Raw genomic sequence first — 25,683 nt, forward strand, 5'->3', positions numbered from 1 at the left:
TCCTCCTTAGATTATTCCTGAAAATCCGAAAAATGCAATTGACATAAGTCCTGCTGTTAAAAGAACGATAGGCATTCCCTTAAAACTTTCTGGAACATCATTGTCCTCTGTACGCTCACGTACACCAGCCATTATTACGATAGCTATTGTAAAACCAACAGCTGTACCAAGACCACTTACAAATGATTCGATTAAGTTGTATGAATTCTGTACATTTGTTAAAGCAATACCAAGTACGGCACAGTTAGTTGTGATAAGTGGAAGGTATACACCAAGTGCCTCATATAAAGGTGGCATACACTTCTTAAGTACCATTTCAACAAACTGAACTAATGTTGCTATTACAAGAATGAATACTACAGTATTCAGGTATGTAAGGTTAAGTGGTGTTAATATAAAATCATATATAAGGCTGCATATGATTGATGATATAGAGATAACACCAATAACAGCGCCACCCATTCCGGCAGCTGTGTTTATTTTCTTTGATACACCAAGGAAAGGACACAGACCTAAGAACTGGCTTAATACAACGTTGTTAACAAGCGCTGTGCTTATAGCGATAACTAATAAATTCATCTTTTACTCTCCTCCCTTAGTTCTCTTTTTCTTCATCTGAAACATAGTCTGGAACCTCAGCAGGCTTCATTCCATGCTTTCTCTTTACTCTGTTCATAACAGCTACACACATAGCAAGTACGAAGAATGCACCAGGTGCAAGGATAAATATACTAGCTGGTGTATAACCAAAGTTAGAAAGATCTACAAGTGCTGAACTACCTGTTGAAAGGATTGTTCCGCCACCAAGTAACTCTCTGATTGCACCAAGGATTGTGATAGCACATGTGAAACCAAGTCCCATTCCGATACCATCAAACATTGATGGAAGTGCTGGGTTCTTAGAAGCATATGACTCTGCACGTCCTAAGATAATACAGTTAACAACGATAAGTGGTATATAGATACCAAGTGCATCATATATAGATGGCACAAAGCCCTGTAATAAGAACTGTATTATTGTAACAAATGATGCAACGATCACGATATAAGCTGGCATTCTTACGCTGTCTGGAATAACCTTTCTAAGTAATGAAATGAAAAGGTTAGAAAGCATAAGAACTGCTGTTGTAGAAAGTCCCATTCCGATACCATTGATTGCTGATGTAGTAACCGCAAGTGTAGGACACATACCAAGTGTTAAAACCAGAGTAGGATTCTCTTTGATAATACCATTATAAAGTCTTTCAACACATTTATTCAACTGAAACACCTCCTACTGTCTTAACATTAGCCTTAGCAAGGTCTGCATATACAGCTAATGCTGCATTAACACCCTTTGTTATAGCCTTAGATGTAACTGTAGAACCACCGATTGCATCAATAGAGCTGTCTGATGATGAACCTGTTCCATCTGTTACTACCTTATATTCTGAAGTCTTAGTTCCGTTAAACTGTGCTAAGAATGAAGGATCCTGCTTAGCTCTCATACCAAGACCTGCTGTTTCACTTATTGTAAGAATAGATGTTCCAAGATATGTTCCATCTGTTGAAAGTCCAACAGAGAACTTGATATCTCCGCCGTAACCATCATGTGCAACAACTGTTACTACGAAACCTATAATCTTACCATTCTTAATACCAGCAACTACCTCTGATACATCATCCTTAGAGAAATCTGTTGCAGAAGCTGAAAGTACTGCCTTAGCTGTTTCTGCTACCTTATCAGAAGCATAACTTCCATCAAGTGCTTCAAACTTATCAGCATCAGCAATAACCTCCTGGTAAGCCTTCTGCTTAGCCTTCTCGTTCTGCTGTGCGATAGGGTCTTTAGTTACATTATATACAAGACCAAGAAGGATACCTGCAACAAGTGTAATTGCGAATAATATACATGCGTCTTTTATTATATTCTTCATCTTATGCAGCCTCCTTTGCCTTTTTTTCCGGCTTTTTCTTGCCAAATGACTTAGGTACTGTAACTCTTTCGATAAGAGGTACTAAGAGGTTACAGAAGATGATTGCGTATGAAACGCCTTCTGCTGAACCACCAAACATTCTGAATATGAATGTAAGTAAACCTAAGCAGACACCGAATACTAACTTACCATTAGGTGTGATAGGTGATGTAACATAATCAGTTGCCATAAAGAAAGCACCAAGAATAAGACCACCACCACAGATTTCCTGTAACATATACATAGCATCAAACTGATGTCCTGGTGCGAAAAGGAATATAAGCACTGCAAATGTTCCAATGTAAGAAAGTGGAATTCTTAAAGAAATAATCTTTCTTACAACAAGATATATAGCACCAATAAGAAGACATATAACTGATGTCTCACCGATAACACCGCTTGTCTTACCAATAAACATAGTAAGAAGTGTAGGAGCTGTCTGTCCTACAACCTCTGAACCTGGCTTTAATATAGCAAGAGGTGTAGCTCCGGAATATGCATCACATACGAAGTTAGTCATTGGACCTGTATATGCAATAAGAAGGAAACATCTTGCTGCAAGTGCAGGGTTCATAAAGTTTTGACCAATTCCGCCAAATAACTGCTTAACAATAATAATTGCAAATACACAGCCAACAATCTCAAAACCAATGTTTAGAGTTGATGGAATGTTAAGTGCAATAAGAAGACCTGTAACAGCAGCACTAAGGTCCATAACTGTTATCTTCTTATGCATAAAATACTCATATACTGCTTCAGAAGCCATACACACTACAATACCAACTATGATACGAATAAGTGCCTGAACTCCGAAGTTATAAATACCAAATATACTAGCAGGGGCTAACGCTATAAGTACGTCTCTCATAATAGTCTGAGTAGTATCCTTGCTACGTACATGTGGATTAGTTGATACGTTAAAAATCTCGCTCACTTTTAATCCTCCCTTATTTCTTTCTTCTGTTAGCCAGAACGATACTTCTCATAGCCTTAATCTGCTGTGTTAATGGTCTCTTAGCTGGACAGACATATGAACAGCTTCCGCACATTACACACTCCATACCATCAAACTTAACGAAACCAGCTTCATCGTTCTTAGCTGCAAATGAAGCAAGCTTAGCTGGAAGTAAATGGCTTGGACATCCTTCACCACATCTTCCACAACGGATACATGCTGTCTCTTCAAGCTTAGATACAACATCATTCTGGAATACAAGAAGTGATGAGCTTCCCTTTATAACTGGTACATCGAGACTATACATAGCAAATCCCATCATAGGACCACCCGATATGTACTTCTCTGGTTCGCCAACTACACCACCGACTGCTTCAAGAAGCTGTCTGTAGTTCATACCAAGCCATACATAGAAGTTGCCTGGTTCTTTAACACCATCACCTGTAACAGTAACGATTCTCTTAGTAAGTGGCTTTCCTTCAATAACAGCCATATATATGCTGTATATTGTATCTACGTTATGTACGATACATCCTGCATCTGCTGGAAGCATAGTTGAGTTGATGCTTCTGCCTGTTGTAGCATAGATAAGACTACGCTCACCACCCTGAGGATACTTGGTCTTTAAAACCTTAACCTCGATATCTGGCTCAGAGGCAACTGCTGCCTGCATAACTTTAATGGCTTCAGGCTTATTATCTTCAATACCAATAATACCCTTAGCGTGATCAAAGATGCTTAATGCAACCTTTAAGCCAAGTACAATCTTGTCTGACTCTTCAAGAAGTCTTCTGTAATCGGATGTAAGGTATGGTTCACATTCAGCACCATTTACTATAATATAATCAATTCCTTCTGGATTCTTAGGGCTTAACTTTACGTTAGTAGGGAAGCCTGCACCACCCATACCTACTACACCTGCATCCTTAATTCTTTGTAATACTTCTTCTTTAGAAAGTTCTTCTAACTTCTTCGGAGTATACTCAACTTCCTTAAATTCTCCATCATTCTCAATGATGATTGAATTGCACTTTCCACCTGTGGCTAGCGTTCTTGGCTCTATAGCCTTAACTGTACCAGAAACAGATGAATGGATATTAGCTGATACGAATCCACCAGCCTCAGCAATCAACTGTCCAGCAAGGACGTAATCACCTTTGGCAACTACTGGAACTGCCGGCGCACCGATGTGCTGTGAAAGTGGGAAAACCATCTCTCCTACAGCAGGGAACAACTCTTTTATAGGCTTATCCTTTGATAATTCCTTGCCGTCATATGGATGTATTCCACCTTTAAATGTACACTTTCCCATGACATATTTCTCCTTATAAAATAATATATGTTATCATCCAAAGCAATGCAAAAACAGATAGACAACCATAAAACCCAAGCTTAATGATTGTGTATCTGATTTATAATAATTATGAACGATAATTAATATATTAATATAATATATCATTTATCATTAAAAATCTACTTTTTTTTGTGTATATATTCGTATATAATAAACAAAAACTGACATTTTTTTAACGTATACTTTTTGTAATCAAAGGATTTATAATTAATGAAGACTATAACTAAAACATTTAATCTAAACGATATACACAACAACGACAGCAATACTAATAATACTGCTGATAATTTTATCAATAATTCTCTCTGCAGCGAGCATACAATATTTTTTGATATTGAAACAACCGGCTTTTCGCACAAGACAAGCTTCTGTTATTTAATCGGCACTGCTTATATAAAGAATTCCATACTTACCATAATACAGTGGCTTGCCCAGTCCAAGGCTGACGAAGTGCAGGTAATAGCAAGCTTTCTTAATGCTGCCGCTTCATTTGATACACTGGTGCATTTTAATGGAGACAATTTTGACATTCCATTTATTAAAGACAGAGCCGCACACCTTAACATTCCGTACACACTTGATAAGCTCTTAAGCTATGATTTATACAAATGTGTACGTCCATTAAAGGCATTACTAAAGCTTGAAAGCTGTAACCAGAAGTCTGTTGAGCAATTCCTTAACATAAGCCGTGATGATGAATTCTCTGGCGGCGAGCTTATCAAGGTATACAACGACTATGTTAAGACTGGAGAAGCTTCTTACGAAGAACTGCTTCTGCTTCATAATTATGATGATGTATACGGACTTATCCAGCTTTCATCTATAACTGCCTACAATGCTGTATTAGAAGAAAATGTAACCTATACTGGATATTCTGTCGAATATTCCGATGATACTAATAAAAATGGAGATTTAATAATTAACTATACCCTGCCCTGTGCAGTTCCCATACCCGTTATTCATCTTGATAATAATGGATATGCCATAAGAATCAATGGCAATACTATGAAAATCAAACTGCCATTAATAACTGATAATCTCAGATTATATTATAGTGATTATAAGAATTACTACTATCTTCCATACGAAGATACTGCCATTCACAAAAGTGTAGCTGCTTATGTTGATGCTGAATATAAAGTGAAAGCAACCAGAGAAACAGCATACACTAAAAAATTCGCTTCGTTTATCAAACTGCCTTGTTACAATACAGACAGTCTCCAGACTTCTGAATATATATTCAGATATGAGTATAATGATGCTAATATATACCTTTTATACGATAAAAAAGAACTGCCTGAAGACATAATTCTTCAGGCAGTACATATACTGATTACTTTTTTCTGTAGAAAAACAACTCACTAGATTCATAACCAAGGTCTTTATAATTGATAATCTGCTCTGTATTACCAACAAATAAACAGCCGCCCTTAACTAATGAATCATTGAATTTCTTATATATCTCTAACTTGGCATCTTCTGTAAAATAGATAAGTACATTTCGGCAAACTATAAGATGACAGCTCTGAGGATATGAGTCTTTTAAAAGATTAGACTTCTTGAACTCAACGCACTTCTTAATCTCATCTGAAATCTTATAGTACTTATCTCCCATTTTTTCAAAATATTTATTCTTATACTCATCAGGAAGTCCCTTTAAGCTGTTGGCTGAATACACGCCATCTTTGGCCTTTTCAAGAACCTGGTCATCTATATCGGTAGCATATATCTTTATATCTTTAAGTGGGACTTTCTTTGCAAGCACCATTGCAAGTGAATATGGCTCATCACCTGTTGAACAAGCAGCACTCCATATCTTAAGTCTTGGTCCAAACTTCTTAATCAGGTCTGGAAGGATAATCTCATCAAGCTTCTTCCATAACGCTGGATTTCTATAGAATTCTGACACATTAATTGTAAGATAATTAACGAATTCATCAAGCATCTGGGCATCATTCTTTATCGCATTGCAATAACTGTCATAACCTGTATGCTTATTCCTTGCTATAAGTGTATCTATTCTTCTCTTCATCTGCTTTTCTTTATAAGCATTAAGGTCAATTCCTGTAAGTCCTAACACAAATTTCTTAAAATCTTCATAATCTTTAACCATATTGATATCCTCTGTTCTTTCCTGTAACATATTCCGCAGTTGTTGCAATCCCTTAGCTTTATATGGATTTTATCACACAATATTAATTGTGTCAAAATTTTATCATTATATAAAAAATATAAAAACATTACATAAAATATCTAATTACCATATCCAATTAAGCTTACCATTATATTCAATTTTACAATATTCTGGATTTTACAACTCATTCTGCCAATATTGAATTTGCCAATATATTAAACATCGTATTAGACATATATAATTAATTACATTATAATAAACATTAATTTACTATATCAATTTAATCTAAGCACAATGAGCACATATCACCAATTTATAAAATAGAAGGAATTAACACAATGAACGAAGAACAGCTTTTAAAAAGAAAAATAATAGATACTGCCAATCAGGCTTTCAACCACAATATATATACTTACACTAATTTTTTAAGTATAAATGAACTGTCGTCTGTCAACAAAATGAGCAATGAATTATCATTTATACCATATGATGAATGGGGTGGCAATCCTGTATGTGAACGCAAAATAATACGTTTCGGCTCTGAGGAACTCTATGGCTATGATGCCGGTTACCCTATCTCAACTATCCGAATAAGCCCATTATCCGTCAAATTTGCTGAACAGCTTAACCACCGTGATTACCTTGGTGCAATTATGAACCTTGGAATTGAACGCGAACTAGTCGGTGACATTATAATTAAAGTGCCTGATGCTTATGTATACTGCCTTTCGCACATAGCTGATTATATATGTGATAATCTGGACTCTATTAAACACACACACATAAGATGTACAATATGCACTGATGAGATTGAAGCAATCAAACCAGAACTTGAAGAGATACGAATAATTGCTGCTTCTAAGCGGATTGATGCAGTTGTTGCTTCCCTCACCAGATTATCACGCAGTAATTCCAATGAGCTATTTACGTCAAAGAAAATATTCCTCAATGGAATATGTACCGAGAATAAAAGCCAGAACTTAAAGAAAGATGATGTACTTGTAATCCGTGGACATGGAAAGTATATCTTTATAGGTGATGAAGCCGAAACCCGCAAAGGACGAAGCTATCTGACACTTATGCAATATAAGTAATTATTCTTCTAATATAATTCGCACCCCAGATTTTGACAGAAAGCTTAAGGAAATTTAACAAGAGCTGTACACCAACATTGTATATATACTTTCTACCGGTTCTACCCGGCATAGAAAGTATATATCACACTAAGGTGTACAGCTCTTATATTATCAAATATTAAGTTACAGCCAATCATCAGAACATCTGACAATTAATTATTAAATTATTCTTCTGTAGCCTCTTCCTGTGGTTCTGCATCATCTAATAATGCTTTCATACTAAGGCTGATCTTCTTGTCAGCTTCGTTAAGGTCTACAACCTTAGCTTCAATTTCCTGACCAATCTTTAATACATCTTCTGGCTTGTTGATGTGTTCCTTAGAAATCTGTGATACGTGAAGTAAAGCATCAATGCCGTCTTCAAGCTGAACAAAAGCACCAAAGTCAGTCATTCTTGCTACCTTACCAGTAACAACATTACCTACAGCATACTTTGTTGAAGCATCATTCCAAGGGTTCTGGTCTGGATATTTAACTGAAAGTGCAATCTTGTCACCATTGATTTCCTTGATGAAGCACTTAACTGAATCGCCAACCTTATATACCTTCTTAGGGTTCTCTGTTCTTCCCCAAGACATCTCTGAAATATGAAGAAGTCCGTCTACACCACCAAGGTCAATGAATGCACCAAAATCTGTTACATTCTTAACTGTACCTTCGATTGTATCTCCTTCTTTAATCTTAGAAAGAAGTTCTTCCTGAGCTGCCTTCTTCTTAGCTACGATAAGCTGCTTGCAGTCACCAATCACCTTTCTGTTCTTTGGATCATATTCTGTTAATACAAATGTAATCTCCTTACCATTGTATTCTGAGAAATCCTTAACATAAGAATCTGATACAAGGCTTGCTGGAATGAAGATTCTTGTCTCATCAACAACAACTTCAAGACCACCCTTAATAACTCTTGATACATTAGCTGTTATAGCTTCTTTGTTATTAAATGCTTCTTCAAGTCTCTTGCTTCCACTCTCTGCAACAAGCTTTCTATATGTAAGAAGAACCTGTCCTTCTCCATCATTAAGCTTAAGCACCTTTGCCTTCATCTCATCTCCAACAGAAACAACTGTTGTTAAATCGATACCTGGTGTTGATGAATATTCACTTCTTGTGATAATTCCATCGTGCTTATAGCCTATGTTAAGAACGATATGGTCTTCTTTAACTGCTATTACAGTGCCATCAACAACTTCTCCTGTATGAATTTCCTTCCACTCTTCGTTAGCTAACATCTCTGCAAAATTCTCTGACATTAGTATAAACCTCCTCAATGATATTGTTCGGGGTCGATGCCCCAGCTGTAATACCTATGCTGTCTATGAATCTTAAATCGTTAAGATTAAGATCTCTTAGAGTTTGAATGTAAAATGTATCCTCACATTCGCCTTTACAAATCTCATACAGTTTTCTCGTATTGGAACTACTCTTGTCACCAATGACAATCATCGCACTAACTTTCCGTGCAATATCTCTTGCCTCTGTCTGACGTTCTTCCGTGGCATTACAAATAGTATTTTTAATGGTAATATTGTAACTCTTTTTGTTGATAATTTCAACTAATTCTTGAAATTTATTGTAATTAAATGTCGTTTGGGATACAACAACCACTTCTTTTGCCCTGTCAAGCTCAAGATTTTGTGCTTTTTCGATAGAATCCACTATATATACAGGACTTACTGACCACCCTTTAATGCCCTCAACTTCCGGGTGTTTCTCATTGCCTATTATTACAATCTGCTTTCCTGCCTTGCTCTCCTGCTCAACTATTCTGTGTATTTTAAGAACAAATGGACAGGTTGCATCTACAACTTCATAATTCTTTGTCTTTATGCTCTCATACACATTTTTAGATACACCATGCGACCTTATTATGACAGTAGCATTATCAATACCGTCAAGCTGTGCTACATCTGATATTGCCTTGACCCCTTTGCTTTCAAGGTCCTTTACAACTTCATCGTTATGTATGATAGGTCCGTATGTGTATACATTTTCCATTCCTGTTCTTTCATACACTGTATCCACTGCACGGTGAACTCCAAAGCAGAAACCAGCAGACCTGGCAAGTATAACTTCTGCCTCTTTCATATATCCTCCAAATCACTACTTTGCTTTATTAATAACTGTCTTGATGGCTTCCACCACCTCATCAATTCCCATATCAGAACTGTCTACAAGAACTGCATCATCTGCCTGCTTTAATGGTGAAATATCCCTGTGCATATCCTGATAATCTCTCTGTTCAATATCCTCTTTTATCTTCTGTAAATCACATTCTTCACCCTTTGCCTTAAGTTCGTCATATCTTCTTCTGGCTCTGGCATCAGAACTTGCAGTAAGATATATCTTTACATTGGCATCTGGAAGAACTGTTGTGCCAATATCACGTCCATCCATAACAACATTTTCTGCTGCCGCAAGCTCTCTTTGCAAATCAACAAGCTTGCTTCTTACAGCCTTATACTTAGATGTCTTTGAAGCCATATTGCCTGTTGCCTCAGTTCTTAAAAGACTGGTTACATTCTCGCCGTTAAGGATAACCTGCTGTTCGCCGTCTTTATATTCTATTGTTATCTTTACATTATCGACTGCCGCATTAATCGCAGCTTCATCTGCGGGGTCAATATTATTCTGGTTAAAATATACCGCCATTGCCCTGTACATAGCACCGGTATCTACATATATATAACCCATCTGCTTAGATATAAGCTTTGCTATTGTACTCTTGCCAGCTCCTGCCGGTCCATCAATTGCTACTGAATAAGACATAATAATCCTCTTTTCTGCCTGTGTTATAAAACACGCTGGCATTATTTAATTATTCAAATGCATTGCTGCAGCATACGCACTCGACCACGCTACCTGCAAGTTAAAACCGCCTGTAACCGCATCTACATCAAGCACCTCTCCTGCAAAATACACATTTTTAACTAACTTTGACTCCATAGTTGTCGGATTGATTTCTTTAACATCAACACCGCCCTGTGTAATTATAGCTTCATTAAAGCCTCTTGTACCGGTTATTGTCATTTCAAAATGCTTTAACAGATGTACAAGCCTTAATCTTTCTTCCCTTGTTATCTCATTAACCTGTTTATCTTTATTGATATCACTGAGCCTTACTATAACAGGGATAAGTTTCTTAGGAAGCAGCTTATCAAGTGAATTACGGAAGGTTTTATTCTTTTCCTCTGAGAAATCCCTAAGAACTCTCTCATCAAGCTGTTCCTCTGATAAAGCTGGCTTTAAATCTATCACAAGCTTAAGCGGTCTTTTTCTTAATATTGCTGTTGTATAACTGCTCGCACTAAGAATAACTGGCCCGCTCACACCAAAATGCGTAAATAGCATTTCACCAAAGTCACTATACAGCTCTTTACGGCTGTCACCCATACTGTCATATATGCTTATTGCTATATTCTTAAGGCTCAGTCCCATAAGCTCTGAAGCCCATTCTTCTCTTACTGTGAGAGGAACTAATGCCGGTATAATAGGTGTAACATTATGTGAAAGTGCCTTTGCAAATCTATAGCCATCGCCTGTTGAACCAGTGCTTGAATAAGAATTACCACCTGTTGCTATAATGCAGGAATCAGCTTTTATAACCTGCTTTCTGCCAGTAGATAACTCCTTAACTTCAACACTTACAAACTGCGATATATATTCTGGCTCTTTTTTCTTAGATTTAGGTTCTTTTTTCTTGGATTTATACTTTTTTTCAAGTTTTACACTATCATTTGCTATATTCTCTGATACTGCATTGCAAGATACTATTTTCCCTGACACTGCATTTTCTGATACTACATTCTCTGATAATTCCCTGGCTGTAACATCAACAACCTCTGTGCTAAGCATAATATCCACTTTGCATTTTCTTAATTCTCTTGCCAATGTGCCGATTACATCTGATGAATGGTCTGACTCTGGAAAACAGCGGTTACCTCGTTCTATTTTAAACTTAAGTCCAAGTTCATCAAAGAATCCCATTACATCATAATTAGAAAAGCCTTTAAATGAACTGTACATAAATTTAGGGTTGGTTACAACACTATTTTTAATGTCGTCCTCATCACCAGCATTAGTAAAATTACAGCGGCCTTTTCCTGTTATAAAAAGCTTCTTTCCAAGCTTATCATTCTTTTCTATAAGAGTTACTGTATGTCCATTTCTGGCGGCTATAATAGAAGCCATCATACCTGCCGCCCCGCCTCCAATAACTACAACTTTACTCATAGGAAACCTCTCTATCCTCTTTATTCCTGAACCAAAAGTTCTTTGAAATATGGTAACTCAAGTGCCCAGTCACAGAATGTATGCCATTCTGCAAGCTTATGGTTTCTTCTTGAATAATACATTCCTGCAAGATTTTCATAATTAAATGTGCAGGTACGCATCTGATTATAGCTTTCTGGAAGCAACTGAATCATACTATACCAAAGGTCTTTATCCTTAGTTTCTATGAACTTCTGGCGTATTGTTTCAAGAAAATCTATATTCTTCTGCATCATATCTAACGCCTCAGAAGTACAATGGTCAACGCTGAAATCTTCCATTTCAAATGACTTGCTGTGGATTTTATGCATTGTACTTGTTGAATTGGCAACTGTTCCAACCTTATATGTATCGTATTCCTTCCACCAGTAGATTGGTGCTGTTATATCTACTGTTACAAATATCTGTCTTATAAACTTTCTATGGTCTGAACCAGCCTTGCAGAGCCTTTTCGCTAAATCTAAATCATTAGGTCCAAATGTGAATACTCCATTTTCTGTCTTACTATCCATTCTAGCCCAGCTATTAAGCGGATTTCTCGCTCCTCTCATAGCATTTTCAAAATTCATAACTTCAAATCTTTCAAGCTTAATCATCTATTCAAATACCTTTCTGTGTTTATTAGTAAAGTATATTGTGACATTATTATAAATAACGCATACATATTTATATTACACTATTATTAATGCAAAGTATATAGTTGACTTAAAATAATAAAATTGACCTTTAGAAGCCATAATATACCTCCAAAGGTCAATCTTATTTTAGTTCATAATATTTATGTAATTAATTCTTACAATAATTACATTATCAATTCCTGCAATATAATATTAATAACACAATATTAATTAAAGAAGGCTCTTGCGTAATTCTGCTCCATCCTTAGCACTAAGATATGCAGGTGCAATATCAAATACTGTCTTACAACCGCTCTGACCTTCCTTATAAAGACGATAAGCTGCTCTTGCATATGCTACGATAACGCAAGATGTGAATTCTGGGTTAGAATCAAGCTTTAAGCTGTATTCTATAACGTGATTGTTCTCTTTGTTCCAGCCTGTCTTTCCTGTACGGATAACAAATCCTCCGTGAGGAATTCCACTGTGGTTTTTCTTTAATTCTTCTTCACTGATAAAGTGTACTGTTGTATCGTAATCAGCGAAATAGTTAGGCATATTCTTGATTGTTTCTTCTACCTTTGCAGCATCAGCACCTTCCTCTAATACTACAAAACATTCTCTTGTATGCTTCTGTCTTGTTGTAAGCTCTGGATTCTCGCCATTTCTTACAGCTTCTAAGGCTGCCTCAACTGGAATTGTATACTGCTTGCCATCCTTGACGCCCTCAACTCTTCTGATAGCGTCTGAATGTCCCTGACTTACGCCCTTACCCCAGAATGTATAATCTTTGCCTTCTGGTAAAATAGCATTGGCATACATACGGTTTAAAGAGAACATACCTGGATCCCAGCCTACTGATATAATTCCAACATGTCCGCTCTTCTTAGCCGCAGAATCAACATTTTCAAAATGTTCTGGAATTCTTGCGTGTGTATCAAAGCTGTCAACTACGTTAAACATCTCTGCAAACTTTGGTGTCTGTACTGGTAAATCTGTAGCACTTCCACCGCAAAGAATCATTACGTCTATCTTATCCTTCCACTGCTCTACCTCATCTACTGAGCATACTAAAGCACCCTCTGTCAATATAGATACGCTTTCTGGTGCACGTCTTGTAAATACTGCTACAAGCTCCATATCTGGATTTTGCCTGATAGCACACTCAACGCCTCTTCCAAGATTTCCGTATCCAATAATACCTATTCTCATATTCTGCCTCCATTTTATACATATTTACTGTATTTCACATATAATTAGTGTGAACAAACACTTCTTTAATATTACTTTTTGAAAATACATATGTCAACTCTCATTCAGGCAGTTTTTTATCAATAAATATTATTACTGTTCTTTCTTTAGCTTACCAGCCATTAAAATTGTAAATCCAATGCCCATTAATGATAATACTAATAAATATCCTGCCCAGTATATATGTGTCATATCTCCTGTCTGTGGTGTTTCAACTGTATTACCTGCGGCTTCTGTTACATTTTCTACTGATGTGCCTGGTAAACTTATATCTGATGAACTGCTTGTAATCTGCTGTTTTGTAATAAGATATGTTGAGCAGTGATCCTGTTCTACTGTCATATAACCATCATTATCAACTACAGCTGACATCATACTAATTATTGTTCCATCATCTAAGAGCTGGCTGTAATAAAGTGTCTGGCCTGCATATGCTTTTCCAACATTTAACTTAATACTTGCCGTTGCTGGAAGCACGCCGGAATAATTGTATACAATCTTAGATACGAATATATCCTCTGTTACATCTGCCGGCATATCTCCTGCTTCTTTTATATCAGAAGTAATTGCTGTTGAGAAGTCATATATTGCAACCTGTGATACTTCTGACATTGTTCCTTTTGCAAATGTAAATGTAACATCATTGTTAGATTTGATAACAACATCATTCACCTTGTTATCTTCAATAATCTTTCTGATTTCATCAGCCTTAATAGTTGTGCTGCCGTCTGATACATCTACTACTGTATTAGTGGTGCTTGACTCTGGTGTCGATGGCTTCTCATCTGCTGGTGTATCTGTTGTGTTGTCAGATGGATTATTGGTTGTGTCTCCTTTTGAATTATCTGTCGTATTATCACTAGATGATTTAGCTGTAAATGTAAGCCTATCTGCTACACATTCAACATTATAAAGACCTTCTATCTCTGTACCGTCATACTTGTATCCGTCTGGAAGATTATCACTTCCCACTACAGGATTGTATGTTGCTACAGGATTGTCATAATCAATAAGCCATAATTCATCATTGCTTCGTTCATCTACACCAAGCTTTTCAAGAAGCTTACATATTCTATAATATGATGTTTTATTTTCATAAACATATGCAGATACATACTTTTCATTTGTTGCTGTATTGATTATAACCTGACTTGTTCCGCCGCTTCCACTGTCTGACTCATAATATGAAATTGGATTGTCTAATGTGGTCTTGGTATATCCAGCAGGGATATTATCATATTCACCTACTTTGTCAGCATAATATACATCGCCCATAGCTTTCTTTGTAGTAAGCTTATATAATGTATAAGTCACTTTAGCAGGTTCAATATATGTCAGCTCTTTAATATAATATAATGAAGTATTATCTGTCTCGTTCTTATATACTATATTAGTTGTATAAGGGTCGTACTCATAATACCTGGCACATAATCTTGATATTTCCAGCGGATGTGAAACATTATATGTCACATTTTCCTTTAATGTTCCATTATCCTTAATTGGCTTGTTAGTGAGATTATCGCTTGTATACACTACTGCCTTTGAACCAGAATATATTGTAACATTACAGGTGTCTGCAACTGAAAGCACCGAATTAGTTCCCTCAGCAAAGAAAGCTATTCCATAATCATCTGATTTGTCTGCATTAATTACCAAAGAACCATTACCACTTATATTGATTGAACCGCCCCAGGCATCACCATATGAACCTATACTTCTGATTTCATTATCACCAACAAGGTTAATCTTGAAATCGTCACCCATCATATTAGTAACTATTACTGTTGTAGAGCTTTTATAATTATTTAATGTAAGTGTATTAGACTCTCTGTCATAAGACATTCCATCTATGGAATTAGTGCCTTCTGATGAGAATAGCAGATTACTTTCCTCTCCATTTCTTACATTAATATAAGCATAAGCCCAATCACCAGTATCACATGGTCCATTGGCAGCTTTTACTTGTGGTACTGCAAATGAAACTGCTGCCGATACAGCAAGCACAACAGCTGTAACTAATGCTGCCATTTTCTTACTATGACATTTTTTGTTTTTCACCATAAACTTTGTTCCTCCTGTTTCTTATATTTTTATGCTGCTATATTACTTTATTTATCCTTATAATTACAGTTGTCATATATCCCAATCTGCCAGAAAATGACAAAAATGGGCGTGGGACTAACGTCCCACGCCCATTTTTTCACTTAAAACCACCAGTTGTTGCGAGTTCTACGAAAAAACAAATCATACCGCTAGCTATTAAACTGGATATGCCTTATTCTCTGTATCAGCCTTAGCAGGGTCAACCTTCTTCTGCTGTGCTTCTCTATACTTGAAGAACTCAGTAGCAACTGCTGGGAATAATGCGTATGAAAGCACATCTTCATCCTGCTGCTTGTACTGCTGTACGACTGGGTCATTCTTGAACTTCTCAAGCTGTGGCTCAATAAGATCTGCCGGACGGCAGGTAATAGGTGTAGCATCACCTATAGCCTTCTTCTGTACTTCTGGGTTGAATGGCTTAATTGTCTGTCCGAATTCACCCATAAGAACCTTCTTAGATTCCTTAGTAATCATCTTATAACGCTCGCCCTGTAATACATTAAGAACAGCCTGTGTACCAACAATCTGTGATGATGGTGTAACAAGAGGTGGTTCACCAAAGTCCTTACGAACCTTAGGAATTTCCTCAAGAACTGCCTGATACTTATCTTCTGCACCAGCTTCCTTAAGCTGTGATACAAGGTTAGAAAGCATACCACCAGGTACCTGATATAATAATGTCTTAATATTAACACCAAGAACCTTAGTATTCATAAGACCTGACTTTAATGCTTCTTCTCTCATTGGCTGGAAGTAAGCAGCTATCTCTGCAAGAAGGTTCTGGTCAAGACCTGTATCGTACTCTGTACCCTTAAATGCCTCTACCATAACTTCTGTAGCCGGCTGTGATGTTCCCATTGAGAATGGTGACATAGCTGTATCGATAATATCAGCACCTGCTTCAACAGCCTTCATATATGTCATTGAAGCAACGCCTGATGTATAATGTGTATGCATCTGGATAGGAAGTGAAGAACCATCCTTTAATGCCTGTACAAGCTCTGTAGCCTTAGCAGGAACAAGTAAACCTGCCATATCCTTGATACAGATAGAATCTGCACCCATATCCTCAATTCTCTTAGCTGTTTCTTTCCAGTAATCAAGAGTATATGCATCACCAAGTGTATAGCAAAGTGCTATCTGTGCGTGAGCATTAGGATTTTCTTTCTTAACAAGCTTAACTGCCTCTACTGATGACTTAAGATTTCTTAAATCATTGAAACAGTCAAATATTCTGATTATATCAATACCATTAGCAATAGACTTCTGTACGAAATATTCTACAACGTCATCTGCATAATGATTGTATCCGAGGATATTCTGTCCTCTGAATAACATCTGTAACTTTGTATTCTTAAAACCATCTCTTAACTTACGAAGTCTTTCCCAAGGGTCTTCCTTAAGGAAACGAAGTGATGCATCAAATGTAGCACCGCCCCAGCACTCAACTGAATGATATCCAACCTTATCCATCTTGTCTATGATTGGAAGCATCTGCTCTGTAGTCATTCTTGTAGCAATAAGTGACTGATGAGCATCTCTTAATACAGTCTCAGTTATCTTTAATGGTTTCTTAACCTGATCTGCCATCTTAAACTCCTCCTATATATTCCTATATATAAAGTAAATAAACTCTAATTAAGCTGCGTAAGTAACTTCTATTCAGACTTAGAAGGTCTTATCATATATAGCCCTTCTTCCGTCCACAACGAAGTTGCGTAAGCAACTTCTATACAGACTTAGAGGGTCTTAGCTCGCGTATTGTGCGAGCTTAGAGCCTCTTAGTCTGTTTTACATAACACCAAACATCGCCATAAATGTACCAGCCGCAACCGCTGTACCAATAACACCGGCTACGTTAGGTCCCATAGCGTGCATCAAAAGGAAGTTAGAAGGATCTGCTTCTGAACCAACCTTCTGTGAAACTCTGGCTGCCATTGGAACTGCAGATACACCTGCTGAACCAATAAGTGGATTAACCTTACCGTGTGTAGCCTTACACATAATCTTACCAAATATAACACCTGCCGCTGTACCAAAGCAGAATGCAATAAGACCTAATGCAACAATCTTTAATGTATCAAGATTGAGGAAGGCTTCTGCACTTGTTGTAGCACCAACTGATGTACCAAGAATAATAACAACTATATACATAAGTGCATTGGATGCTGTTTCTGTAAGCTGCTTAACAACTCCTGACTCTCTAAAAAGGTTACCAAGCATAAGCATACCAACAAGTGGTGCTGTTGTAGGAAGAATTAATACTACAACGATTGTAACGATAATAGGGAAAAGAATTTTCTCAAGCTTAGATACAGGTCTTAGCTGTTCCATCTTAATCTTTCTTTCCTTTTCAGTTGTTAATAACTTCATAATAGGTGGCTGGATAATTGGTACAAGTGACATATATGAATATGCTGCAACCGCTATTGGTCCAAGGTAATTAGTCTGTCCTAATTTACCAGCAAGGAATATTGATGTAGGACCATCAGCACCACCAATAATAGATATTGCTGCTGCTGCCTTATCTGGGAATCCCATAAATATAGCCATAATGTAAGCAGCGAATATACCAAACTGTGCTGCTGCACCTAAAAGGAAACTCTTAGGATTAGCGATAAGTGGACCAAAGTCTGTCATCGCACCAACACCAAGGAAGATAAGTGATGGCAGAATACTCCATTCATCTAATAAATAAAAATAATGTAACAAACCACCTACGCCATTGCTTGAATCTTCAATAGATAACATAATATCCGGGAAAAGATTAACAAGTAACATACCAAATGAAATAGGTACTAAAAGCAGAGGTTCATATTCTTTTTTGATTGCCAAATACATGAAAAACAGCGCAACCAGAATCATCAGATAATTACCCCAAGTGAGGTTAAAGAATGCTGTCTGGTGAACGAGGTTTCCCAATGTTGATAAAATATATTCCATTTTTTACCTCCGTATATTATCTCTACACAACTAATTGATATATCAATTAGTTCATAGAAACTAATACTTTACCTGACTCTACTGAATCACCAGCTGCACACTCAACTGTAGCAACTGTACCATCCTGTGGTGCACAGATTTCATTTTCCATCTTCATAGCTTCAAGAACGAGTAATACATCACCCTTCTTAACTGCTGCGCCCGCATTAACGTTAACCTTAAGAATCTTACCAGGCATTGGTGCATTAACCTTTACTGCACCCTGTGCGCCTGCTGGTGCTGCAGCCTTTGGCGCTGCCTTAGGAGCTGCTGCTTTTGGTGCTGCTGCCTTAGCTGCACCTGCTGTGCTTCCTGTTCCTTCTTCTACAGTAACATCATATACATTTCCATTAACTGTTATTGTATAATTCTTCATAATTTATTTCCTCCTGCTATTAACCTTTCTAATTGAACGAACTACAAGTCCGTCTGTAGATGTATTCTCTGATGCAGCAATAGCTGCTGTTATAACTGCTATAAGTTCAAGATCATCAACTTCTTCATCCTGCTCTTCGCTTGAAACTATCTGAGCAATAGCATTATCAACACCCTGGGCATCATTAGATGCTTCATTCTTAGCCTTATTTTTGTTCTCAAACTTATTGATGTACTTAAATAATGAAATAATGAATGAAATAAATATAAGTACAACGAATACTGTTCCCATACCGATAAGAGTATTCATTACTGCTTTATACATCTTCTGTCCTGTAGTATATGATGGATTGATAGCACCATTTTCAAGTGTATAGTCATCATTAATTACGAATTCAAATGTACATTTATCATTCTTCTCATATGAAGTATCAACTGTAATAGTACATAACTCACCTGTCTTGCTGTTGAGTTCTACATTAATTTCATTGATACTCTTTAAAGCACCTAACTCACCTCTTGTGCTATTCCAGCTATTATAAAAAGCTATTGTCTTAACACTAATTCCACTCTGGTCAACAATGTATAACTTATTATTTACCATTGTAAGTGATTGAGCTGCCTCTGCATCCGCTGTTATCTTAGCAGAATCATTCTTATCAAGATATGTAATCATATCTTTAACCCAGTCTACAAGATAAGCCTCACTGGCATCAAGCTGCTGCTGTTTTAATTCTGTCTTGGCACTTGCTGTTGATATAGTGCCATTAGATGAACTGCAGGCTGTCATACAGAATACACAGATAAGTAATGAGAATAACACTAAGAACTTTTTAAACTTAATTTTCTTCATATTATCACCTCTTCAATTATACTGTGCCATGCTTCTTATCTGCACGAACCTCTCTTTTATCAAACAACATTTCAAATGCTGCAATAATGTACTTTCTTGTATCTTCTGGGTTAATAATTGTATCAACATAACCTCTTGCAGCTGCCTGCTCAACGCTTGACTGTAATGCTGCATATTCAGAAGCCTTTTCATTAATCTTAGCTGTAACATCATCTGCTGCTGCGATTTCATCAGCATACATAATCTTAGCAGCTAAAGAAGCATCCATCATACCGATGCTTGCCTGTGACCAGGCATATACCATATCTGCACCTACTGACTTAGAATTCATAGCTACATATGCACTTCCATAAGCTTCACCTGTAATTACATTAACCTTTGGCACATCTGCGTTAGAAAATGCATATACTAACTTAGCAGCTGCCTTGGCAATTGTCTTCTCAGCTCTTACATTAGCTTCAAAGCCCTTAACATTAGTAAGTGAAAGCACTGGTATTTCAAATGCGTTACAGAATGTTACGAATTCGGCTGCCTTATAAGCTCCATCTGTAGTTAATACAGCTGCAAACTCTTCTGCCTTTTCGCCATTCTCATCATATATTGCTGTTCTGTTAGCAACAGCACCAACTGTAACTCCATCAAGCTGAATGAAGCCAGTTACCATTTCCTTAGCATATTCAGCCTTAACTTCTACAAATAATCCATCATCTGAAATATCTGTAAGAGCAAGTGCAGCATCAGCTATCTCTGCTGACATATCAGCGCATACTCTGTTAAGGTCGTCCTGATTATCTGTGTATACAGCACCTTCCTCATTATTAGATGGAAGCATTGATACAAGCTGTCTTACTCCATTAGCGATTGTTTCTTCATCACCAATGAAATCTGCAACACCTGCTTTAGCCATAAATTCTGCACTTGATGTATCAAGCTTAGATTCATAGTTGCCATCTAATGCGTTAGGACTGTTAACAAATAACTTAGCCTTCTTTTCTTCCACAAATACGAAATCTGAAAGTTCTGCAAGAACAGCAAGACCTCCACCACATTCACCGTATACGGCTGTAATCTGTGGAACAATTCCAGAAGCTAATGACATATTCTTATAAATCTGTCCAAAGCCGTCAAGGGCGTCTGTTGCTTCCTGAAGTCTTAAACCTGCGCAGTCAATCAGACCAATCACAGGAGCTCCCATTTTCATTGCCTTCTCATAAAGATTAGCAATCTTCTTGGCATGCATCTCACCAATTGTTCCGCCTAACACAGCAGCATCCTGGCTATACACATACACAAGATTTCCATTGATAACTCCATATCCTGTGATTACACCATCAGATGGAGCCTTTTTTTCCTGCATGTTAAAATCTGTTGCTCTTGCTGTAACAGCCGCTCCGATTTCAACAAAACTGCTATCATCAAGAATTGCTTCGATTCTTGATAAAGCCTGTGTAGTATTACTCATCACCGAGACCTCCTCTTTGTTATATATTGCTTAATGCAAACAACTATTGTTTATTTTATAACAATGTAAGTTAAATTACAAGAGATTTGTTGTTGCTTTCCACGTTATTTTGTTAATTTTATACGCATTTTTCATTAATTTTGCACATAGGACATATATGTTATTAATCTTTTGTTTCAAGAACTATAATAAGTCCTTTATGAACCTTAATTATTCCCTGTTCATCTTCCACTTCGTTGCTCTGGCATATACTTAATCCCTGCTTTAATTCATAATTATCAAGCGTATATTTAAATCCCTCAAGGCTTAAACTGACATTTTCTGACATAGGAATAATTGACACATATCTTCCATACTGGCTGTCTTTACGAATTATATGTATTCCATCAGCCTCACTTAAAAGATATATATAATTGTGCTCATCAACTATATGGCAGTCCTTTCCACAATCAGCCGCCACCTTCATATTTCCTATATTGGTAATTGTGTGATCCATTCTTGTTCCTGTCGCACCAAGTATATATATGTCTGTTGCACCCTTTTTAAGTGCTGTCATAATCGCAAGATGTGTGTCGGTATAATCTTTTTCTTTAGGATATATCTCAAATTCAGTATTACTCTTATATCTGTCAAGCACATCTTTATCTACTGAATCGTAATCTCCAAGCAGAAAATCCACCTTCAATCCAAGCTTATCAGCATACTCAAGACCGCTGTCAGCCGCTATGCAATAATCAAATGTCTGATTATCAAGCCATTCTTTCGCCCACGCAACATTAATACTTCCACCTGTAACAATAAGAGTCTTGCTCATCTTCTATAACCTCCTTTTTAATTATCAATCTTTTAAATTTTCTGCCCATGTTCTTTAATTTTTCACATTTATACTTTATAATTAACCAAATAGTAATTAAGCGTATATATTTTAATAAGCAGACAGCATTTTCATTCTGCTTACATCTGGTAATAGTACCACATTTTACTGATTATATATAGTTTAATTTACGCAAAGCATTTTAATGCTACATATTACATATTATTCATATGCATAGAAAGGAGATTATTGTGAGCAGCTTAAATTCACAGTCAGACAATACAGTTGATGAACACATCATTGACGAAGTTAAGCAATCTGGCATTTCTGAAAAAGAAGCCAAAAATATTATCGAGGAAGAAGAAGGCATTGAGCTTTTACAGCACTCTGGCAATCTGTATGAGTCAACAGATGACAAATATAAAGATAACTTGTCGTCTGCAATAACTTTTTTTGTATGCGGTGCTGCTGGAATTATAATTCTTATTCTTAATGACATCGGAATATTAAAGTTTGTAACAAAAGGTAGTTCTAATTTCATACTTGTAAATGTTGTTCTTGGTCTTTTATTTGTTGGATTTATCGCAATAGGTTTCTGGTCATTAAAGTATTCCAAGAAAATCAAGTCAAACGCCTCTATCGAAAATGAAGCAACGGACACTATTATCAACTGGCTTAATGACAATGTAACCAAAGAAGACATTGAAGGTTCTTACAACAATGATATTGCAGAAGAAATGAAATATTTCAACAGAAGTGATTACATCAAAAATGCTATTATGAAACAGTTCCCTGACACGTCCGAAGGGTTATGTGACACTATCTCTGATAAATACATTGACAGCATTTTCAATATGTAAATCAACTTTACAAAAACAAAAAGAATATACAGGCTTCTATAAAAAGCATACAATCAGCTTTATAAAAATACTGGCTTCCATAGAACCATACAGTCTGCTATAAAATCACACAGCCTGTCAATGCTAAATATTACCCAGCTATAATCAGGCTATAACATAAGATAAACAAAAGCTGTTGATTTATTATCTAAACACTGATAATAAATCAACAGCTTTTTACTATTATTGCAAATATAATTACTTACTTTGAAAGGTACTCATCAATACCCTTAGCAGCAGCTTTACCAGCTCCCATAGCAAGAATAACTGTTGCAGCACCTGTAACAGCATCACCACCAGCGTATACGCCTTCCTTAGATGTCTGTCCATTAGCTTCTTCTGCTACAATACATTTCCTCTTATTAATCTCAAGACCCTTAGTTGTAGATGAGATAAGTGGGTTAGGTGATGTACCAAGTGACATTATAACTGCATCAAGATCCATTACGAATTCTGAATCAGGGACTTCAACAGGCTTTCTTCTTCCAGAAGCATCTGGTTCGCCAAGTTCCATCTTAACACACTTAATACCTGTAACATTACCCTTATCATCAGTAAGGACTTCTGTTGGGTTAGTAAGAAGGTCAAATATAATACCCTCTTCTTTAGCGTGATGTACTTCTTCTGCTCTTGCAGGAAGTTCTTCCTCACTTCTTCTGTATACAATATGTACCTCAGCACCAAGTCTTAATGCTGTTCTTGCGGCATCCATAGCAACGTTACCACCACCAACGACAGCAACCTTCTTAAATCTTGCTATTGGTGTATCATAATCCTCTCTGAAAGCTTTCATAAGATTGCTTCTTGTAAGGTATTCATTAGCTGAGAATACTTCATTAGCATTTTCTCCTGGGATACCCATAAATCTTGGAAGACCAGCACCTGAACCGATAAATACAGCATCAAAACCTTCTTCATTAATAAGCTGGTCAATTGTCATTGACTTACCGATTACTACGTTAGTTTCAATCTTAACGCCAAGCTTCTTAACATTTTCAATCTCTGATGCAACAACTGTCTTCTTTGGAAGACGGAATTCTGGAATGCCATATACTAATACTCCACCAGCTTCGTGAAGTGCTTCAAATATTGTAACATCATATCCCATCTTAGCAAGGTCACCGGCACAAGTAAGTCCTGAAGGACCTGAACCGATAACAGCCACTTTCTTACCCTTCTTCTCTGTTGGCATCTCTGGTGATACATTGTTCTCTCTAGCCCAGTCAGCTACGAATCTTTCAAGCTTACCAATTGATATAGCTTCGCCCTTAATTCCTCTTATACACTGACCTTCACACTGTGTTTCCTGTGGACATACACGGCCACATACAGCAGGTAATGCAGATGACTTTCCAATAACCTTGTAAGCTTCTTCAAAATTACCTTCTTTTACATTATGTATGAATTCCGGAATATTGATTGATACTGGACATCCCTGTACACATTTAGCATTCTTACAATTAAGGCAACGTGTTGCTTCTTCCTGTGCCTCTTCTGCATTATATCCAAGGCATACCTCATCAAAGTTCTTATTCCTTACATCTGGAGCCTGTTCCCTTACTGGAACTTTCTTCATAACATCCATTATATATACCTCTTTTCCGTTGATTAATTACATTGTCCACATCCACCGTGATGCGTATCTCCTTCAAGGGCTGCAAGCATAGCTCTGCCCTCTTCTGTCTTATATGTCTGCTGACGTTTCATAGCCTGGTCAAAGTCTACTAAATGTCCATCGAACTCCGGTCCGTCTACACAAGCGAACTTAATCTCATCACCAACCTGAAGTCTGCATGCACCACACATACCTGTACCATCAACCATAATAGGGTTCATACTTACAACTGTAGGTATACCTAATTCCTTAGTTAAAAGACAGACGAATTTCATCATAATCAATGGTCCAATCGCTATACATTTGTCATACTTCTTACCCTGTGCATAAAGATCTTTAAGTACATCTGTACCCATACCTTTTCTTACATAGCTGCCATCATCAGTTGTTATATAAAGATTACCTGCCACTGCCTTCATCTCTTCTTCTAATAAGATAAGGTCTTTGTTCTTAGCTCCAACGATAACATCAACATCTACACCATGCTCATGAAGCCATTTTACCTGAGGATATACTGGTGCTGTACCTACACCACCTGCTATAAATACGATATTCTGCTTCTTTAAATCCTCAATATTCTCGTGAATTAATTCTGAAGGGCATCCTAATGGACCAACGAAATCACTAAAAGCATCGCCTGCTTTAAGGTGAGACATTTTTTCTGTTGATGCTCCTACTATCTGGAATACAATTGTTATTGTTCCAGCTTCTCTGTCATAATCACAGATTGTAAGAGGAATTCTCTCTCCTTTTTCATCCATTTTAACAATTATGAACTGGCCAGGTTCACAGTGCTTAGCAACTCTTGGTGCTTCAACATCCATAAGAAAAATCTTTTCTGCTAATTTTTCAGCCTTAAGAATCTTGTACATTTTATTACCCCTTTCAGTTATATATTATCTGAAGTGT

At 36.9% G+C, this 25,683-nt stretch carries 24 protein-coding genes; 3 read left to right on the forward strand and 21 right to left on the reverse strand.

All coding sequences use genetic code 11. The features are described 5' to 3' along the window. Positions 1-6 precede the first annotated feature (6 nt). Genes rsxA through rsxC form a run of 5 tightly spaced genes read right to left on the reverse strand, consistent with a single transcriptional unit; the run spans position 7 to position 4,222 of the window. Positions 7-579, reverse strand: a complete 573-nt coding sequence (gene rsxA, locus WMO42_RS04030) for an electron transport complex subunit RsxA (protein WP_022203743.1) — start codon at positions 577-579, stop codon at positions 7-9. A gap of 16 nt (positions 580-595) precedes the next feature. After that, the gene (locus tag WMO42_RS04035) at positions 596-1,261 is read right to left on the reverse strand and encodes an electron transport complex subunit E (protein ID WP_022203742.1); all 666 of its coding nucleotides are present in this window, start codon (positions 1,259-1,261) and stop codon (positions 596-598) included. Then, positions 1,254-1,916 carry an RnfABCDGE type electron transport complex subunit G gene (locus tag WMO42_RS04040; protein WP_022501997.1) on the reverse strand — a complete coding sequence of 221 codons (663 nt, stop codon included), beginning with the start codon at positions 1,914-1,916 and terminating at the stop codon, positions 1,254-1,256. Before WMO42_RS04040 ends, WMO42_RS04035 begins: the two co-directional genes overlap by 8 nt. 1 nt (position 1,917) lies before the next feature. After that, positions 1,918-2,889 carry an RnfABCDGE type electron transport complex subunit D gene (locus WMO42_RS04045; RefSeq protein ID WP_022203740.1) on the reverse strand — a complete coding sequence of 324 codons (972 nt, stop codon included), beginning with the start codon at positions 2,887-2,889 and terminating at the stop codon, positions 1,918-1,920. Between the two features lie 13 nt (positions 2,890-2,902). Next, positions 2,903-4,222, reverse strand: coding sequence for an electron transport complex subunit RsxC (rsxC, locus tag WMO42_RS04050; protein ID WP_022501999.1), 1,320 nt, complete (start codon positions 4,220-4,222; stop codon positions 2,903-2,905). A gap of 252 nt (positions 4,223-4,474) precedes the next feature. On the opposite strand from rsxC, the gene WMO42_RS04055 reads away from it, so the two are divergent. Next, a complete protein-coding gene (locus WMO42_RS04055; RefSeq protein ID WP_349191614.1) occupies positions 4,475-5,629 on the forward strand; it encodes a ribonuclease H-like domain-containing protein in 1,155 nt (384 codons plus the stop codon). Here WMO42_RS04055 and WMO42_RS04060 read toward each other — a convergent pair. Then, entirely contained in the window at positions 5,598-6,377 is a 780-nt protein-coding gene (locus WMO42_RS04060) for a protein-glutamate O-methyltransferase CheR (protein ID WP_022502001.1), read from the reverse strand. The two genes, WMO42_RS04055 and WMO42_RS04060, sit on opposite strands and share 32 nt — an antisense overlap. Positions 6,378-6,736: 359 nt before the next feature. On the opposite strand from WMO42_RS04060, the gene WMO42_RS04065 reads away from it, so the two are divergent. Further along, complete coding sequence (locus WMO42_RS04065) at positions 6,737-7,492, forward strand: YlmH/Sll1252 family protein (protein WP_022502002.1); 756 nt, start codon at positions 6,737-6,739, stop codon at positions 7,490-7,492. A 206-nt stretch (positions 7,493-7,698) separates the two neighbouring features. Here WMO42_RS04065 and rpsA read toward each other — a convergent pair whose 3' ends face one another. The 13 genes from rpsA to WMO42_RS04130 form a co-directional block, all read right to left on the reverse strand. Continuing rightward, the gene (gene rpsA / locus WMO42_RS04070; protein WP_022502003.1) at positions 7,699-8,784 is read right to left on the reverse strand and encodes a 30S ribosomal protein S1; all 1,086 of its coding nucleotides are present in this window, start codon (positions 8,782-8,784) and stop codon (positions 7,699-7,701) included. Next, on the reverse strand, positions 8,753-9,619 hold the full coding sequence (ispH, locus tag WMO42_RS04075; RefSeq protein ID WP_022502004.1) for a 4-hydroxy-3-methylbut-2-enyl diphosphate reductase: 867 nt from the start codon (positions 9,617-9,619) through the stop codon (positions 8,753-8,755). The genes rpsA and ispH overlap by 32 nt, the downstream gene beginning before the upstream one ends. Before the next feature lie 15 nt (positions 9,620-9,634). Beyond that, positions 9,635-10,300 (reverse strand): (d)CMP kinase, encoded by a 666-nt coding sequence (gene cmk, locus WMO42_RS04080; RefSeq protein WP_055174529.1) that lies wholly within the window; start codon positions 10,298-10,300, stop codon positions 9,635-9,637. 45 nt (positions 10,301-10,345) lie between these two features. Next, positions 10,346-11,764 (reverse strand): NAD(P)/FAD-dependent oxidoreductase, encoded by a 1,419-nt coding sequence (locus WMO42_RS04085; RefSeq protein ID WP_055174527.1) that lies wholly within the window; start codon positions 11,762-11,764, stop codon positions 10,346-10,348. A gap of 20 nt (positions 11,765-11,784) precedes the next feature. Then, positions 11,785-12,399, reverse strand: coding sequence for a hypothetical protein (locus WMO42_RS04090; RefSeq protein WP_055174525.1), 615 nt, complete (start codon positions 12,397-12,399; stop codon positions 11,785-11,787). A 252-nt stretch (positions 12,400-12,651) separates the two neighbouring features. Then, the gene (locus tag WMO42_RS04095) at positions 12,652-13,632 is read right to left on the reverse strand and encodes a diaminopimelate dehydrogenase (protein ID WP_022502008.1); all 981 of its coding nucleotides are present in this window, start codon (positions 13,630-13,632) and stop codon (positions 12,652-12,654) included. A 132-nt stretch (positions 13,633-13,764) separates the two neighbouring features. Continuing rightward, the gene (locus tag WMO42_RS04100; protein WP_349191615.1) at positions 13,765-15,732 is read right to left on the reverse strand and encodes a hypothetical protein; all 1,968 of its coding nucleotides are present in this window, start codon (positions 15,730-15,732) and stop codon (positions 13,765-13,767) included. Between the two features lie 198 nt (positions 15,733-15,930). After that, on the reverse strand, positions 15,931-17,364 hold the full coding sequence (locus WMO42_RS04105; protein WP_022502010.1) for an oxaloacetate decarboxylase subunit alpha: 1,434 nt from the start codon (positions 17,362-17,364) through the stop codon (positions 15,931-15,933). A 201-nt stretch (positions 17,365-17,565) separates the two neighbouring features. Further along, complete coding sequence (locus WMO42_RS04110; protein WP_055306551.1) at positions 17,566-18,717, reverse strand: sodium ion-translocating decarboxylase subunit beta; 1,152 nt, start codon at positions 18,715-18,717, stop codon at positions 17,566-17,568. 46 nt (positions 18,718-18,763) lie between these two features. Next, positions 18,764-19,132, reverse strand: coding sequence for a biotin/lipoyl-containing protein (locus WMO42_RS04115; RefSeq protein WP_055174518.1), 369 nt, complete (start codon positions 19,130-19,132; stop codon positions 18,764-18,766). Between the two features lie 3 nt (positions 19,133-19,135). After that, a complete protein-coding gene (locus tag WMO42_RS04120; RefSeq protein ID WP_022502013.1) occupies positions 19,136-19,984 on the reverse strand; it encodes an OadG family protein in 849 nt (282 codons plus the stop codon). A 16-nt stretch (positions 19,985-20,000) separates the two neighbouring features. Further along, entirely contained in the window at positions 20,001-21,446 is a 1,446-nt protein-coding gene (locus WMO42_RS04125) for a carboxyl transferase domain-containing protein (RefSeq protein ID WP_055174514.1), read from the reverse strand. A gap of 163 nt (positions 21,447-21,609) precedes the next feature. Further along, positions 21,610-22,260: a thiamine diphosphokinase gene (locus WMO42_RS04130; protein WP_055306548.1), complete on the reverse strand. Its 651-nt coding sequence runs from the start codon at positions 22,258-22,260 to the stop codon at positions 21,610-21,612. Between the two features lie 251 nt (positions 22,261-22,511). Here WMO42_RS04130 and WMO42_RS04135 point away from each other — a divergent pair, with 251 nt between their 5' ends. Then, the gene (locus WMO42_RS04135) at positions 22,512-23,120 is read left to right on the forward strand and encodes a hypothetical protein (protein ID WP_349191616.1); all 609 of its coding nucleotides are present in this window, start codon (positions 22,512-22,514) and stop codon (positions 23,118-23,120) included. A 241-nt stretch (positions 23,121-23,361) separates the two neighbouring features. Here WMO42_RS04135 and gltA read toward each other — a convergent pair whose 3' ends face one another. Together gltA and WMO42_RS04145 are read right to left on the reverse strand one after the other, a co-directional pair. Then, the gene (gltA, locus tag WMO42_RS04140) at positions 23,362-24,747 is read right to left on the reverse strand and encodes an NADPH-dependent glutamate synthase (protein WP_055174508.1); all 1,386 of its coding nucleotides are present in this window, start codon (positions 24,745-24,747) and stop codon (positions 23,362-23,364) included. A 20-nt stretch (positions 24,748-24,767) separates the two neighbouring features. Beyond that, positions 24,768-25,646, reverse strand: a complete 879-nt coding sequence (locus tag WMO42_RS04145) for a sulfide/dihydroorotate dehydrogenase-like FAD/NAD-binding protein (protein WP_022502018.1) — start codon at positions 25,644-25,646, stop codon at positions 24,768-24,770. Positions 25,647-25,683: the final 37 nt, after the last annotated feature.

The sequence above is a fragment of the Lachnospira sp. CLA-JM-H23 genome (genome assembly GCF_040096425.1).
Taxonomy (GTDB): Bacteria; Bacillota; Clostridia; order Lachnospirales; family Lachnospiraceae; genus Lachnospira; species Lachnospira rogosae.